15 protein-coding genes, 1 pseudogene and 1 riboswitch are annotated in these 14,417 nt (G+C 63.8%); of the genes and pseudogenes, 14 read left to right on the top strand and 2 right to left on the bottom strand.

From position 1 onward, the window contains the following. Window positions 1–32: 32 nt before the first annotated feature. Window positions 33–1,529 carry a bifunctional metallophosphatase/5'-nucleotidase gene (locus JI744_RS17290; protein ID WP_202662427.1) on the bottom strand — a complete coding sequence of 499 codons (1,497 nt, stop codon included), beginning with the start codon at window positions 1,527–1,529 and terminating at the stop codon, window positions 33–35. 134 nt (window positions 1,530–1,663) lie between these two features. Between JI744_RS17290 and JI744_RS17285 the strand changes: the two genes are divergently transcribed. From JI744_RS17285 to queF, 8 genes are all read left to right on the top strand, one after another. Next, window positions 1,664–2,002: a DUF952 domain-containing protein gene (locus tag JI744_RS17285; RefSeq protein WP_202662426.1), complete on the top strand. Its 339-nt coding sequence runs from the start codon at window positions 1,664–1,666 to the stop codon at window positions 2,000–2,002. Beyond that, on the top strand, window positions 1,999–3,060 hold the full coding sequence (locus tag JI744_RS17280) for a quinone-dependent dihydroorotate dehydrogenase (RefSeq protein ID WP_202662425.1): 1,062 nt from the start codon (window positions 1,999–2,001) through the stop codon (window positions 3,058–3,060). The genes JI744_RS17285 and JI744_RS17280 overlap by 4 nt, the downstream gene beginning before the upstream one ends. Beyond that, window positions 3,051–3,590 (top strand): rRNA maturation RNase YbeY, encoded by a 540-nt coding sequence (gene ybeY, locus JI744_RS17275; protein WP_236019522.1) that lies wholly within the window; start codon window positions 3,051–3,053, stop codon window positions 3,588–3,590. Before JI744_RS17280 ends, ybeY begins: the two co-directional genes overlap by 10 nt. A 38-nt stretch (window positions 3,591–3,628) precedes the next feature. Beyond that, the gene (locus tag JI744_RS17270; RefSeq protein ID WP_202662424.1) at window positions 3,629–4,519 is read left to right on the top strand and encodes a transporter associated domain-containing protein; all 891 of its coding nucleotides are present in this window, start codon (window positions 3,629–3,631) and stop codon (window positions 4,517–4,519) included. A gap of 6 nt (window positions 4,520–4,525) precedes the next feature. After that, entirely contained in the window at window positions 4,526–6,013 is a 1,488-nt protein-coding gene (lnt, locus tag JI744_RS17265; protein ID WP_236019521.1) for an apolipoprotein N-acyltransferase, read from the top strand. A gap of 37 nt (window positions 6,014–6,050) precedes the next feature. Then, window positions 6,051–6,098: riboswitch (SAM-SAH riboswitch) on the top strand. 6 nt (window positions 6,099–6,104) lie between these two features. Next, entirely contained in the window at window positions 6,105–7,271 is a 1,167-nt protein-coding gene (gene metK, locus JI744_RS17260) for a methionine adenosyltransferase (RefSeq protein WP_202662423.1), read from the top strand. A gap of 96 nt (window positions 7,272–7,367) precedes the next feature. Then, on the top strand, window positions 7,368–7,817 hold the full coding sequence (locus JI744_RS17255) for a DMT family transporter (protein ID WP_236019520.1): 450 nt from the start codon (window positions 7,368–7,370) through the stop codon (window positions 7,815–7,817). Between the two features lie 49 nt (window positions 7,818–7,866). Then, window positions 7,867–8,331, top strand: a complete 465-nt coding sequence (gene queF / locus JI744_RS17250) for a preQ(1) synthase (protein WP_202662422.1) — start codon at window positions 7,867–7,869, stop codon at window positions 8,329–8,331. Here queF and JI744_RS17245 read toward each other — a convergent pair. Beyond that, window positions 8,328–9,221, bottom strand: coding sequence for an AraC family transcriptional regulator (locus JI744_RS17245; protein WP_202662421.1), 894 nt, complete (start codon window positions 9,219–9,221; stop codon window positions 8,328–8,330). The two genes, queF and JI744_RS17245, sit on opposite strands and share 4 nt — an antisense overlap. A gap of 170 nt (window positions 9,222–9,391) precedes the next feature. Between JI744_RS17245 and JI744_RS17240 the strand changes: the two genes are divergently transcribed. From JI744_RS17240 to JI744_RS17215, 6 genes and pseudogenes are all read left to right on the top strand, one after another. Beyond that, window positions 9,392–10,141 (top strand): SDR family NAD(P)-dependent oxidoreductase, encoded by a 750-nt coding sequence (locus JI744_RS17240; RefSeq protein ID WP_202662420.1) that lies wholly within the window; start codon window positions 9,392–9,394, stop codon window positions 10,139–10,141. 65 nt (window positions 10,142–10,206) lie between these two features. After that, window positions 10,207–10,995, top strand: coding sequence for a DUF1353 domain-containing protein (locus tag JI744_RS17235; protein ID WP_202662419.1), 789 nt, complete (start codon window positions 10,207–10,209; stop codon window positions 10,993–10,995). Window positions 10,996–11,078: 83 nt separating this feature from the next. Then, complete coding sequence (trmB, locus tag JI744_RS17230; RefSeq protein WP_202662418.1) at window positions 11,079–11,765, top strand: tRNA (guanine(46)-N(7))-methyltransferase TrmB; 687 nt, start codon at window positions 11,079–11,081, stop codon at window positions 11,763–11,765. A gap of 194 nt (window positions 11,766–11,959) precedes the next feature. Then, entirely contained in the window at window positions 11,960–13,306 is a 1,347-nt protein-coding gene (gene aroA, locus JI744_RS17225) for a 3-phosphoshikimate 1-carboxyvinyltransferase (RefSeq protein WP_202662417.1), read from the top strand. 3 nt (window positions 13,307–13,309) lie between these two features. Next, window positions 13,310–13,831 carry a hypothetical protein gene (locus JI744_RS17220; RefSeq protein WP_202662416.1) on the top strand — a complete coding sequence of 174 codons (522 nt, stop codon included), beginning with the start codon at window positions 13,310–13,312 and terminating at the stop codon, window positions 13,829–13,831. Further along, window positions 13,828–14,409, top strand: a pseudogene (locus JI744_RS17215) ((d)CMP kinase); the annotation flags it as partial. The gene JI744_RS17220 and the pseudogene JI744_RS17215, both read left to right, overlap by 4 nt. Between the last annotated feature and the right edge of the window lie 8 nt (window positions 14,410–14,417).

The raw sequence follows: 14,417 nt of genomic DNA, 5'->3' as shown, positions 1-14,417 counted from the left end.
AGCACCTCAGGCGGGCAGGCTCAACCCCGTGATCAGTTGCCCAGCTTCTTGATCCGACCGTCGGTCTCGATCTTCACTTTGCCCAGCTTCTCAACATAGGCCATCACGTCATTGGCCACCAATTGGCCGCCGCCGGTATCGGTGACAATCCGCCCGCCGCCCAGCGCCGCAAAGCCGTCACCACCGCCAAGGATATAGTCATTGACGGCCACCTTATAAAGCGTGTCCGCCTCCAGCGGCTTGGCCCCCACCATCACTTCGCTGACCCGGCTGCCCGCAGGGGCAGAGGCGTCAAAGGTGAAGGTCAGGCCAGAGACCTGCGGAAACCGCCCTGCCCCCTTTTCGACCTGACTGACCCCGTTTTCCAAGGCCAGCAGCACCTGTGACCCCGGCAGTTCGGTGACCACAGTCACATTACCAAAAGGCAGCTCGGTCAGAATGTCTTTCCGGGTCAACTTGGCACCCGCGTCATAGGTGCGGTCGCCGCGAATGCCGCCGCCGTTCATCAGCCCAATATCCGCGCCGGTCTGCACCCGCATCGCATCGGCGATCAGGTCACCCATCGTCGCCTCTTCCGCCCGCACCATGTTGCGCCGCGAATCCAGAGGGGCCTCCAGCGTGCCAATTTCGACGTTCAACTGCTTGTCCAATTCCGCATTCAGCTTATCGGCCAAAGCCTTGGCTTCTGGATCAGGTTCAACCGTGGCGGTGTCGATAAAGCGAAACTCTGGCTGCCACTTGATGTCACGCTTGCCATCTTTTTCCTTCACCTCCACGTTCAGGTCCAAAGCCGTCAAAAGCTGCCCGTCGATCGAGGTTTCAACATAGGCCGTCACCCCGTCATAGGCCGTGGCATAGGAATGGTCGTCACCCGACAGGATGACATCGAAGGCATGGCTGGCGATCAGGCGGCGGTCGTTGCCCATATCGGTCTGCACCACCCCCACCACCAGATCGGCCCCGTCCTCGGTGGCCTTTTCCGCCGCCGCAATCGCGGTATCGACCGTGGGCAGGAATTTCAGGTCACCTGTATCCGACACCGAAGGCGATGTGTCCTGCGCCACCGGAATCAGCGCGATCTTCAGGCCCGCGACCTCTTTCACCATCACCCCCCCCAAGCCTTCAATGGCGTTGCCATCGGCCTTGGTGATGTTGATCGCGGCCCAAGGGTATTTTGAGGCCTTCATCTTATCATAAAAATTCTCCGGCCCGAAATCGAACTCATGGTTGCCGGGCACGGCCAGATCGAACGGTTCCAGATTGGTGAAATCGATGGTATTCTGGCCCTTGTCGAAGCCCGACATCAACGAGGGCGACAGCATGTCGCCGTCAAACAAATACAGCGTGTTGGGGTTGGCGGCGCGTTCCGCCTTGGCCACCGCGTTCAGGCGCGCAAAGCCGCCCCGGCCGTCTTCTTCATCAAAATTGTAAACGTCGCCCACCCCCAGCAAGGTGATCTTCACGCTGTCGGCCCACAGGGGCGTAGCGGAAAGGGCGGCAAGAAAGGTCAGGGGAATGATTCGTGTCATGGCGATACCTTTGGCTCTGACGTCGATAGGGCATGGTCGCGCCAGCCGGGCGCGGCTGTCAAACCTTTCCAAGACCTTGCCGACAGGATCATGACGGCATTGACCGCCGCCGCCGGAAGGGGCATCACGCGGCCATGTTGATATACAAGATCCTTCGCCGCCCCGAATGGGATGCGTTCCGCGCTGCCAGCGAGACGGCGGGCGCGCCGGTCGATCTGGCCGACGGGTTCATCCACTTCTCGACGGCGGCACAGGTCACAGAAACCGCCGCGCGCCATTTCGCCACCGAAAGCGATCTGGTGCTGGTGGCCTGTCACACCGCCCGTCTGGGTGAGGCGCTGCGGTGGGAGCCATCGCGCGGGGGCGCGCTTTTCCCCCATCTTTACCGCAACTTGCTGCTGTCTGATGTGGTGTGGGACAAATCCCTGCCGTTGGGCGCTGCGGGCCATATTTTCCCAGAAGGTGTGATTTGAACTTTGTCGAGCGGCTGGGCCTTGGCCTTTTGCATCGGATGGACCCAGAGCGCGCGCATGGTCTTTCCATTTCGGCGTTGCGCTTTGGGCTGGTGCCCCTGCCGGGGCCGATCACCTCACCCGTACTGGCGACCAATCTCGCCGGGCTGATGCTGCCCAACCCGTTGGGGTTGGCGGCAGGTTATGACAAAAACGCCACCGCCATTGCGCCTCTGACGCGCGCCGGTTTCGGCTTTGTCGAGGTGGGGGCCGCGACTCCGCGCCCGCAACCGGGCAACCCGCAGCCGCGCCTGTTCCGGCTGACCGAAGATCGCGCGGTGATCAACCGTTTCGGCTTCAACAACGACGGGGCCGAAGTGATCGGCGCCCGCCTCGCAACCCGCCCGCAGGGGCCGGTGCCGGTGGGTCTCAACCTGGGGGCCAACAAGGACAGCACCGACCGAGCAGGTGACTTTGCCCGCGTGCTGACCCTGTGCGGCCCGCATGTCGATTTTGCGACGGTGAATGTCAGTTCCCCCAACACCGAAAAGCTGCGTGACCTTCAGGGCCGGGCTGCCCTGTCCGCCCTGCTGGCGGGGGTGATGGAGGCGCGGGCCGGCCTGCCCCGCCGCATTCCGGTTTTCCTGAAAATCGCACCCGATCTGAACGGGGAAGAACTGGCCGAGATTGCCGAGGTGGCTTTGGCATCTGGCCTTGATGCGATTATCGCCACCAACACCACGCTTTCGCGCGAAGGTTTGAAAAGTGCAAGCCGTGACCAGATAGGCGGCCTTTCCGGTGCGCCATTGTTCGAAAAGTCTACGCGTGTGTTGGCTCAACTGTCGAAGCTGACCGAAGGAAAGCTGCCGCTGATCGGGGTGGGTGGCATTTCCAGCGCCGAAGAGGCCTGGCAAAAGCTGTTGGCGGGGGCCTCGGCGCTGCAACTTTACAGCGCGCTGGTTTATAACGGCATGTCGCTGGTCACGGACGTGCTGCGCGGGCTGGAAGATCGGGCGCGGAAAGCCGGTTTGGCCAATGTGGCAGCAGCGGTCGGCACCGGGCGGGGGGCATGGCTGTGACAGCATCAACTTTGCCAGACAACCATCTGGAACCATTGGTAGATTTCGTCATTGAGGATGCGCGCTGGGAGGAGTTCGGGCTTGAACCGCTGGCCGATCAGGTGGTTCGGCAGGCGCTGACCCATCTGAACCTGCCCGCGAAAGGCTTTACCCTGTGCGTGATGGCATGTGACGATACCCGCATCGCCACGCTGAATGCCGATCATCGTGGAAAACCCAAGCCCACCAATGTGTTGTCCTGGCCTTCGGACGAACGTGCAAGTGACTCGCCCGGCATGGCACCCGACCTGCCCACGCCGGGCGAGGCGGATGACCCCGAACATCTGGGCGATATTGCCATCGCCTATGATACCTGCGCGCGCGAGGCGGCCGAGGCGGGTAAACCGATGGCCGAGCATGTGACACATCTGGTCGTTCACGGGTTTCTGCATCTTTTGGGCTATGACCATATCGATGATGCCGATGCAGAGCTTATGGAATCGACAGAGACCGCGATACTTGCGCGGATGGGCCTTTCTGACCCATATTGAAGCAGCATCCGGCAAGGGTGCGTTTGGACCAAGGACCAATGGGCAGTAGCAGCGACGAGTCGGGCGCATCAGCGCAAGGCAACACGGATGGCGACACGCAATCTCGTGGATTTTTTGGGCGGATTCTGAACGCCCTCTCCCCGCAGGACACGACCGGGCAGGCCGAAGCGCCGCCCTCTGGTCACAATACGGGCCACGGCCTTGGCAACCTGCGCCGCCTACGGGTGGACGATGTGGCGATCCCCAAGGTTGACATTGCCGCCGTGCCCTTGGACATCGGCAAGGATGAACTGGTCGAGGCCTTTCGCAAGCACGGATTTTCGCGCCTGCCGGTCTACAAGGGCACGCTGGACAACCCCGAGGGACTGGTGCTGCTGAAGGATCTGGCGCTGCAATACGGCTTTGGTGCGGCGGGGCGGTTCAGCCTGAAAAAGCTGCTGCGCCCGGTGCTGTTTGCGCCCCCGTCAATGCCTGCGGGCACGCTGCTGCAAAAGATGCAGCGCGACCGGATTCACATGGCGCTGGTGATCGATGAATATGGCGGCGTGGACGGGTTGGTGACCATCGAAGACCTGATCGAAACCGTGATCGGCGAGATTGAGGATGAGCACGACGAAGACGAAGGCGCGATGTGGAAAGAGGAAAAGCCCGGCGTCTTTGTCGCGCAGGCGCTGACCCCGCTGGAGGATTTCGAGAAGGCCATCGGAATGCCCCTGCGCACCGATGAAGACGATGCCGAAATCGACACGCTGGGCGGTCTGGTGTTTCTGCGCACGGGCCGGGTGCCCGCACGGGGCGAGATTGTCACCCATGAGAAGGGCATCGAGTTTGAGGTCATCGACGCAGACGCCCGCCGGATCAAACGGTTGCGGGTGCGGCTACCCGGTGCGGAGACGCCTGTGGAACCCGTTGAGCTAGCGGCGAAATAGGTGATCTTGCGGCGGTGGCTCCAGGCGGCCCGAGCTGCTTGGCCGGGCCGTGGCTTGGCCGGGCTGGCGGTATTGGCCGGGACGCTGGCAGCACTTGGGCAGGAACCCTTTGGCCTATGGTGGGTCGCCCTGCCCGGCTATGCCTTGCTGGTCTGGCTGGTGGCAAACCGCCGGGGAGCTGGCTGGTTGGCGCTCATAGGCGGGGCCGCGCATTTCGCGCTGGCGCTGAACTGGATTACCGAGCCGTTTCTGGTTGATGCCGCCGCCTATGCCTGGATGATCCCCTTTGCCGTGGTCTTTCTGTCCTTTGGTCTGGCGCTGTTCTGGATGGCGGCGGCCATGGTGGCCACCCGCCTGCCCCGCCCTGCGCTGGCCTTTGCGCTGACGCTGACGGCGGCAGAGATGCTGCGGGGCCATGTGCTGACCGGCTTTCCCTGGGCCTTGCCCGGCCATATCTGGTTTCACGCCCCCGTCATCCAGACCGCCAGCCTGTTTGGCGGCTATGGCCTGACGCTGCTGACGCTGCTGGCGGCGGCGGGCTTGTCGCGGTTGCGCATCGTCCCGATGGCGGGGGCGGCATTGCTGGTTGCCGCCGCTTGGGGCCTTGGTATCCGCGATCTGTCGCAGCCCGACCCTGCGCCGCGCGATGTGACCCTGCGGCTGATCCAGCCCAATGCCGAACAGGCGCTGAAATGGGACCCTGCGCTGGCGCAGACCCATTTTGACCTGCTGATGCGGCTGACCGCCGAAGGCCCGCTGCGCGACCTGACAATCTGGCCCGAAACCGCGCTGCCCTATTCGCTGGACCTGCACCCAGAGATTTTCGGCATGATCGGCGGGGTTGGCCACAATGCGCCGGTGGCGATTGGCGCGCAGCGGATGGACGGCGATCTGGCGTGGAACAGCCTGACCGTGATTGCGCCCGATGGGGCAGAGGCGGCGCGCTATGACAAGGCGCATCTGGTGCCCTTTGGCGAATATATCCCGGCGGGCGATGTGATGTTCCGGCTGTTCGGGGTGCGGGCCTTCGCCTCTCAGGCCGGGGCGGGCTATAGCGCCGGGCCGGGGCCAAGGGTGGTTGATCTTGGCCAAAAGCTGGGCAAGGTGCTGCCGCTGATCTGCTATGAGGCGGTTTTTCCGCAAGATGTGCGGGCCGCGCCTGACCGCGCCGACTGGATGCTGCAAATCACCAATGATGCGTGGTTCGGCAGCCTGACCGGTCCGTTCCAGCACGCCGCCCTTGCCCGCCTGCGTGCCATTGAGATGGGCCTGCCGCTGGTTCGGGTGGGCAATACCGGCGTGACAGCGGTTTACGATGCGCGGGGGCGCACCATCGCCAGCCTGCCGTTCCAGACTGAGGGCGCGCTGGATGTTACCCTGCCCGGCGCGCGACCGCCCACGCCCTATGCCCGGTTCGGCGAAACTCCGGTGCTAGTGTTGCTGGCCGGGCTCTCCCTTGCGTTGATCCGGCCTCGGCACCGCAGAGTGGCTTGACCCTGCCCGCCATTGCCCCTAGGCATCGCCCGCAATCAAACCGTCACAACGGCTTCCTGGCGTGACGGGGATATCCAATGGAGCACTTCCCATGAGCAGACTGAACTATGTCTTCACCTCTGAATCCGTGTCGGAGGGGCACCCTGACAAGGTGTGCGACCGCATTTCCGATGCAGTGCTGGATGCCTTCCTGACCGAAGAACCGAACGCCCGTGTCGCCTGTGAAACCTTTGCCACCACGAACCGTGTGGTTGTGGGCGGCGAAGTTGGTCTTTCCACCAAGGAAAAGACCAAGGCGATGATGGACCGTATCGACGGCATCGTGCGCGACTGCGTGCGCGACATCGGGTACGAGCAGAAAAAGTTCCATTGGGAAAAGATCAAGGTGCAGAACTATCTGCACGAACAATCCGCCCATATCGCCCAAGGCGTTGACCGCGATGGCGCGGGCGATCAGGGCATCATGTTCGGCTATGCCACGCGTGAGACGCCCGAGTTCATGCCGGCTCCGATCCAATATTCCCACGCGATCCTCCGCCGTCTGGCCGAAGTGCGCAAATCGGGTGCCGAGCCGACCCTTGGCCCGGATGCGAAAAGCCAGATCTCGCTGCGCTATGAAAACGGCAAGCCGGTTGAGGTGACCTCGATCGTGCTGTCTACCCAGCACACCTCGAAACGCCAGACGTCCAAGGTGATCCGCGGTATCGTGGAACCCTATATCCGCGAGATCCTGCCCGAAGGCTGGCTGACCAAAAAGACCGAATGGCATGTGAACCCGACCGGCACCTTCGTGATCGGCGGACCCGATGGCGACGCGGGGCTGACGGGCCGCAAGATCATCGTCGATACCTATGGCGGGGCTGCCCCCCATGGCGGCGGCGCTTTCAGCGGCAAAGACCCGACCAAGGTTGACCGTTCCGCCGCCTATGCCGCGCGCTATCTGGCCAAGAACATCGTCGCCGCCGGTCTGGCTGACCGCTGCACCTTGCAGGTCAGCTATGCCATTGGTGTGGCCAAGCCGCTGTCAATCTATGTCGATACCCATGGCACGGGCCAGGTAGACGAGGCGGTGATCGAACGCGCCGTGGCCCAGGTGATGGACCTGACCCCGCGCGGCATCCGCACCCACCTGGACCTGAACCGCCCGATCTATGCCCGCACCAGCGCCTATGGCCATTTCGGTCGCGCGCCAGAGGCGGATGGCGGCTTTAGCTGGGAAAAGACCGATCTGATCGAGGCGTTGAAAAAGGCGGTCTGATCAACTTTGGCAAGCCCTTTCTAGGCTTGCCAAACGACTGGTCAGGTTGCGCGGCGGCACTATACTGTGGTGCAAATCGCAATGGAGGGCCTTGCTATGTCAGGTGACACTTTGCGCTATGCCGCGATCATGCTGTTGGCCGGCATCGGCATCCCGATGCTGGCGGCGCTGAATTCGCAATTGGGCAGCAGGATTGCAGCCCCCGTAGCGGCATCGGTCGTGCTGTTCGCGGTGGCCTTGCTGGCATGCGGTGTGGTTCTGCTGGTGTCAGGCCAGAGCCCTGCACTCTCCGCCCTGCCTGCCCAGCCGAAACATCTGTTTCTGGCGGGCCTTTTTGTCGCCTTCTATGTCCTGTCGGTCACATGGGTTGCACCGCGCTTCGGGGTTGGAAATGCAGTGTTCTGCGTGTTGCTGGGTCAGATGATTGCAGCCACGCTGATTGACCATTTCGCCCTGTTCGGCGCCACGGTTCACAGCCTGTCGATGACCCGCGCGGCAGGGATCGCCGCTATGGTTGCGGGGCTGGTCTTGGTTCAACGCGGCTGACTTTGGCCTGAACCGATCAGCGCGCCCCTGCGCCTTCAAGGAGTCCGAGATGACGCACACCGACGTTTCCGGCCTGACTCAGTTGGGTTCCAAGACCGACTTGCCCGCCAGCCCCGAAACTGCGGTGTTGGAACGGGTGCCCTTTGGCCATGCGGGCAGCCTGTCGGTCGTGCGCTTTACCGCGCCCGAATTCACCTCGCTTTGCCCGATGACGGGGCAGCCCGATTTCGCGCATATCGTGATCGACTACATCCCGCGCGACTGGCTGGTGGAATCGAAGTCGCTGAAGCTGTACCTGCACAGCTTTCGCAACCACGGTGCGTTCCATGAGGATTGCACGATTGATATTGCCAAGCGGCTGGTTGCCCTGCTGGCCCCGGAATGGCTGCGCATCGGGGCCTATTGGTATCCGCGCGGCGGCATTCCGATTGATGTCTTCTGGCAGACGGGCGCGCCGCCTGCGGGGGCCTGGGTGCCAGATCAGGGCGTGGCCCCCTATCGCGGGCGCGGTTAGGCCGCCTCTGCGCCGCCGCTTTCCGCCCGCGCCACGCCGGATGGCGCAATACCGAACCGCCGTGAAAAGTCACGGCTGAACTGGGTCGGGCTTTCATAGCCCACGGCAAAAGCCGCCTGCGACACGCTGTGGCCACCCGCCAGCAACAGCCGCCGCGCCTCGATCAGGCGCAGGCTTTTCTGGAATTGCAGCGGCGTCGTCGCGGTCATGATGCGGAAATGGGCGTGAAAGGCCGAAAGGCTCATCCCCGCCGCGCGGGCAAGATCGTCCACCGGCAGGCGGGCAGCAAAGTCACGCCGGATGGTGCCTATGGCGCGGGCGATCCGCGCACCATTGCCATCGGCGCTGACAATCCGGCGCAACATTGGCGCATGGGAAGAGGTCATCAGCCAGTAATGAATTTCGCGCCGGATCAGCGGTTCCAGCACGCCCGCAGCCTCTGGCCGCCCGATCAGCGCCGCCATCCGCCCCATCGCATCAAGAATTGCCCCATCTGCCTGCCCCATGCCGAACCCCGGCCCGCCCGCCTCGGTGTGCTCTGGAACCAGATCGGCCATTTCGGCCAGCAGGGCCGCATCCAGCCCCAAGGCCAGCGCGATATAGGGTTCTGCCGGGCTGGCTTTCACGATCCGTGTCAGCGCGGGCAAATCCACCGTGACCAACAGTGACTGCATCGCACCAAAGGCAACCTTTCGATCCCCGGAATACAGCTCTTTCGTGCCCTGCAAGACCAGACAAAACACCGGTTGATAGATCTGCGGGCGCAGCACGGTGGGCTGGCGGGTGCGGATGATCGAAAAGCCAGCAACCCCAGTCGCCACCGGCTCATATCCGGCACGAGCCTGATCGGCATGGCGCAGGGCCAGAGTTTTCAGCGCATCGATCTGCATGGACGGGGGCCCTTTATAACTTGTGCCCAAAGCTAGGCCCGCCCCCACCAGCCGACAAGCCGCCCCCAGTGATGTTTTAGACAATCGGGCAGAGCAGCCGCAGAAACCGGCAGGCATGGTGATGCTGCACCTCCTAAGTTCCCGTCATCGCACCCCGACAGGAGACTGACATGACCATTGCCCTTATCACCGGCGGCAGCCGTGGCCTTGGCCGCAACACCGCCCTGCATCTGGCCCGCAAGGGCGTGGATATCGTGCTGACCTACAACAACAATCGCGCTGCCGCTGATGATGTGGTGGCCGATCTGCGGGCCATCGGCATCAAGGCCGCAGCCCTGCCGCTGGATGTGTCCAAGGCTGCCACCTTCGCAGCCTTTGCCGAAGTGCTGGCCGAAACCCTGAAAACCCTTGGCCATGACGCCTTGGATTTTCTGCTGAACAATGCAGGCACCGGCACTCATGCCAGCTTTGCCGAGACAACCGAAGAGCAATTCGACCAGATGGTGGACATCCACCTGAAATCGACCTTCTTCCTGACCCAGCGCTTGCTGCCCCTGCTGCGCGATGGCGGGCGGGTGGTGAACACCTCATCCGGTCTGGCCCGGTTCTCGCTGCCCGGCTATGCCGCCTATGGCGCGATGAAGGGCGGGATCGAAACGCTGACCCGCTATATGGCGCGCGAACTGGGGCCGCGCGGCATTTCGGTGAACGTGATCGCCCCCGGCGCGATTGAGACCGACTTTGGCGGTGGGGCGGTGCGCGACAATGCGCAGTTGAATAGCTTTGTCGCCAGCGTCACCGCCATGGGCCGGGTGGGACAGCCCGATGACATCGGCGCCGCCGTGGCCAGCCTGCTGACCGCAGAGGCCAACTGGATGACCGGCCAGCGGCTGGAGGTTTCGGGCGGCATGTACCTGTGATCCACGCTTGACGCAGGGTGGGCACAGGGCTAGCGCAGGGCGAAATCCTTGGGGGAGATCAGCCGATGCCGCGTTCCCGTCAGCCCTTTGCCCGCCCTTTTCTGCCCGTTGTCTTCTCTGTCGCGCTGGTACTGGGCGGCTGCGTCTCCTCGCCCGACAGGCTGGCCGATGCGCGCCTGCCCCTGTCGCCCGATGAATGCGGTCAGGACACCGTCAGCGGGCAGACCTGCCGCTTTCGCAACGCACCCCTTGCACTGGAGCCAAAGCCCGTCACCCTGCCCGGCCGGCCCTATACCTTCTATCCCACGGCGCGAAAGCTGGATTTCGTCGATGGTAAGGCGCGCGGCTGGACTGCTGCGCGCCTGACACTGACCGATGGCGCATCAATCCCGCCGGTCTTCGTGTCGGTGATCGGTAATCCGCGCGATCCCGAATTCGCGCTGGCCGCCGCGATGCACGATGCCTATTGCGGCATCGGGAATGAGGCGGGCCCCGCCTATCACGCCGCCACATGGCAGGATGTGCACCGCATGTTCTATGACACGCTGGTCGCGGGTGGCACCAGACCGGCGCGCGCCAAGATCATGTTCGCCGCCGTCTGGCTGGGTGGTCCGCGCTGGTATCCGCATTCCGGCGCGCCCGACATCAGCATGGACCGCCTGCCCGACAGCGAAAAGCGGCAGGCCCTGCGCGCGGCGATTGCCTATATCAATACGGCGAACCCCTCGTTGCCCGACCTGATCCGCGCGCTTGACCAGCAAGAACGCGAGATGAAAGCCCACGCCCAGACGATCGAGCGCGCAGAGGACCGGGCATCCCAGCGTGACCGCGAAGGATCACAACAATCCCCCTAAGGCTGATACGCCTTGCATCTGTGCGGGCTTGACCACCCGCGCGCCGCCTGCCAATAGCGCGCCGGTTCAGAGCGAGGGCCAAGATGACGACCGAGCGGCGCAATTTTTACGGGCGGATTCACGGCAAGACCCTGCGGGCCAGCCAGCGCGACTATCTGGGCGATCTGGAGGCTATGAGCCTGCGGGGAGTCAGCCCCGCCGAAAACCCTGCCCGCACCCCGTTGGACCTGACCGGCCTGACCCAAGGCCGCCCGCTGTGGCTGGAGGTGGGCTTTGGCGGGGGCGAGCATCTGTTTCATATGGCGCAAAACCATCCCGATGTGGCGATCATCGGGGCAGAGCCTTTCGTAAACGGCATCGCAATGCTGTTGGGCAAGATCCGCGCCGCAGCGGTGACGAACCTTGCGCTGCACCCCGGCGATGTGCGCGACCTGTTCGATGTGCTGCCCGCGCAATCGCTGTCGAAGGTATTCCTCAACTACCCCGACCCCTGGCCCAAGGCCCGCCACCACCGCCGCCGCTTTGTGACGCCAGGTTATCTGGCCCTGCTTGCCAGCCGGATGAAACCGGGGGCCGAGTTCCGCGTGGCGACCGACATTCCCGATTACGTCCGCCAGACGCTGGAAGAGGTGCCGCCCGCCGGCTTTGACCTGATCCATCAGGGGGGCCTTGGCGAACACTGGTCCGACTGGTTTTCAACCCGCTATGAACAAAAGGCGCTACGCGAAGGCCGCCTGCCGCATTACCTGACCTTTCACCGCAAGGGGTAAGCCGTGGCAGCGGGGGCGCTTCGCCCCCCGCACCCCCAGAGGATATTTATGAACAGATGAGTTTCCTCCCCTTCATCTGTTCATAAATATCCCCGCCGGAGGCATCCGCAGGATCAACCAGCACCTTCGCCCGAGGGTGTGGACCGCCCCGCCCGCTTGCGCTATCAGGCTTTGGCAATTCAAGGGAGGCGTGCATGTCCGGCCACGGTGAAGCTCAACCGATGATTTCCGAAAAGTCGGGGCCGCTGAAAGGCACGGCATTGATTCCGGGAGACAAGTCAATCTCGCATCGCGCGCTGATCTTCGGGGCGATGGCGGTGGGCCAGACCAGCATCACCGGCCTTCTGGAAGGGCAGGATGTGCTGGATACGGCATCCGCAATGCGGGCGTTTGGTGCGACCGTGACACGCCACGGTGAAGGTGTCTGGACAGTGAACGGCGTCGGCGTCGGCGGGTTTCAGGAGCCTGCCGATGTGATCGATTGCGGCAATTCGGGCACCGGGGTGCGGCTGATCATGGGGACCATGGCCACGACGCCGATTTCGGCCACCTTCACGGGTGACGCCAGTTTGCGCAAGCGTCCGATGGGCCGCGTGACCGACCCGCTGTCGTTGTTCGGCACGCAGGCCTTTGGCCGCAAGGGCGGGCGGTTGCCGATGACGGTGGTGGGTGCTGCCAATCCGGTGCCGGTGCGCTATGCCCTGCCCGTCGCCTCGGCTCAGGTGAAATCGGCCATTCTGCTGGCGGGCTTGAATGCGCCGGGCGAGACGGTGGTGATCGAAAAGGAACCGACCCGCGACCATTCCGAACGGATGCTGCTGGGCTTTGGCGCGCAGCTTCATGTGGAAAAGACCGGCGAAGGCCATGTCATCACCCTGACCGGCCGGCCAGAGTTGCGCCCCCAAACCGTGGCCGTGCCGCGCGATCCGTCCAGCGCCGCCTTTCCGGTTTGCGCGGCACTGATCGTCGAAGGGTCGGACGTGCTGGTGCCCGGTGTCAGCCAGAACCTGACGCGCAACGGCCTTTACATCACGTTGGTTGAAATGGACGCCGACATCGCCTTTGAGAACCCGCGTGAAGAAGGCGGTGAGCCGGTGGCTGACCTGCGCGTACGGTTCAGCGGCAATATGAAGGGCATCGAGGTTCCGCCCGAACGCGCGCCAAGCATGATCGACGAATACCCGATCCTGTCCATCGTCGCCTCTTTCGCCAACGGCAAGACGGTGATGCGCGGTGTGAAAGAGCTGCGCGTCAAGGAAAGCGACCGCATCGACGCCATGGCGCGGGGCCTTGAGGCTTGCGGCGTGAAGATCGAAGAGGATGAGGATACGCTGATCGTTCATGGCATGGGCGCGGGCGGCATGCCCGGCGGGGCCACCGCGAAAACCCATCTGGACCACCGCATCGCCATGTCCTTCCTGATTGCCGGGATGGCGGCGAAAAAGCCGGTGGGCGTGGATGATGCCAGCCCGATTGTCACCTCTTTCCCGATCTTTGAAGGGTTGATGAACGGCCTTGGTGCCAAGCTGCGGCACGGCTAGGCCATGCTGGGGCGTATGGCCTATCTGTCGCTGGCGGGGGTGGTTCTGGCGCTTTGGGCGTTGATGACGCAGGTCGTCGGGCCAGAGCTGGCAGCGGCGGCAGGCGGGCAGACCAGTTTCGATGCGCGGTTCGGCGGCTATGACCTGACCGCCGCACAGGCCTATGTTGACCGGCTGACGCCAACGGGCCGCGACCTGTATCTTGAGGCGCTGCACCGGCTGGACGGCCTGTTCATTCCGGCGCTGGCGCTGTTTTTGGTCTGGTCATTTGCTGTCTTGCTGCCAAGATGGCTGGCCCTGGCAATGGCGCTGGTTGTCATCGCCGGAGCCGTGGCGGACCTGACCGAGAATATCCGCGTCGCAACCCTTTTGACTGCCGGGGAGCTGACCGAGGCGATGGTCACCGCCGCGTCTGATGCAACGCGGATCAAGGCGGTGCTGGACGGGTTTGCGCTGCTGGTCTTTGGCGGGGCGGTTCTGCTGGCCGGGTATCGGCGGTTCCGGCAGGGCAAGGTTCGGCCATGATCTTTACGGTTGCCATCGACGGCCCTGCCGCCGCGGGCAAGGGCACCATCAGCCGCGCCGTGGCGGAACGGTTCGGCTTTGGCCATCTCGATACCGGCGCACTTTATCGCGCTGTAGGGGTCAAAGGCGGCGACCCGATCCTTGCCGCCCAAAGCCTGACACCCGACGATCTGGCGCGCCCCGACCTGCGCACGCTGGAAGCCGGGCAAGCCGCCAGCCGTGTCGCCGTTATCCCCGAAGTGCGCGCCGCCCTGCTGGAATTTCAGCGCCGGTTTGCCCGCAAAAAGGGCGGCGCGGTGCTGGACGGGCGCGACATCGGCACGGTGATCTGCCCCGAGGCCGAGGTGAAGCTGTTCGTCACCGCCAGCCCAGAGGTGCGCGCCCGCCGCCGCTGGCTGGAACTGGGCGGCAAGAATGCGCCAAAACCCTATGAGGACGTTCTGGCCGAGGTGATCGAGCGCGATGAGCGCGACATGAACCGCGCCGATGCCCCTTTGCGGCCCGCCGCCGATGCGGTCATCATCGACACCTCTGCCCTGACCGCTGCCGAGGCGATTGACATGGCCACCGCCCGGATCGGGGCGGC

It is taken from the genome of Fuscibacter oryzae, assembly GCF_016765795.1.
GTDB lineage: Bacteria > Pseudomonadota > Alphaproteobacteria > Rhodobacterales > Rhodobacteraceae > Fuscibacter > Fuscibacter oryzae.
Note: the sequence above shows the minus strand (reverse complement) of the source record. Positions and strands in the feature narration are given on the sequence as shown.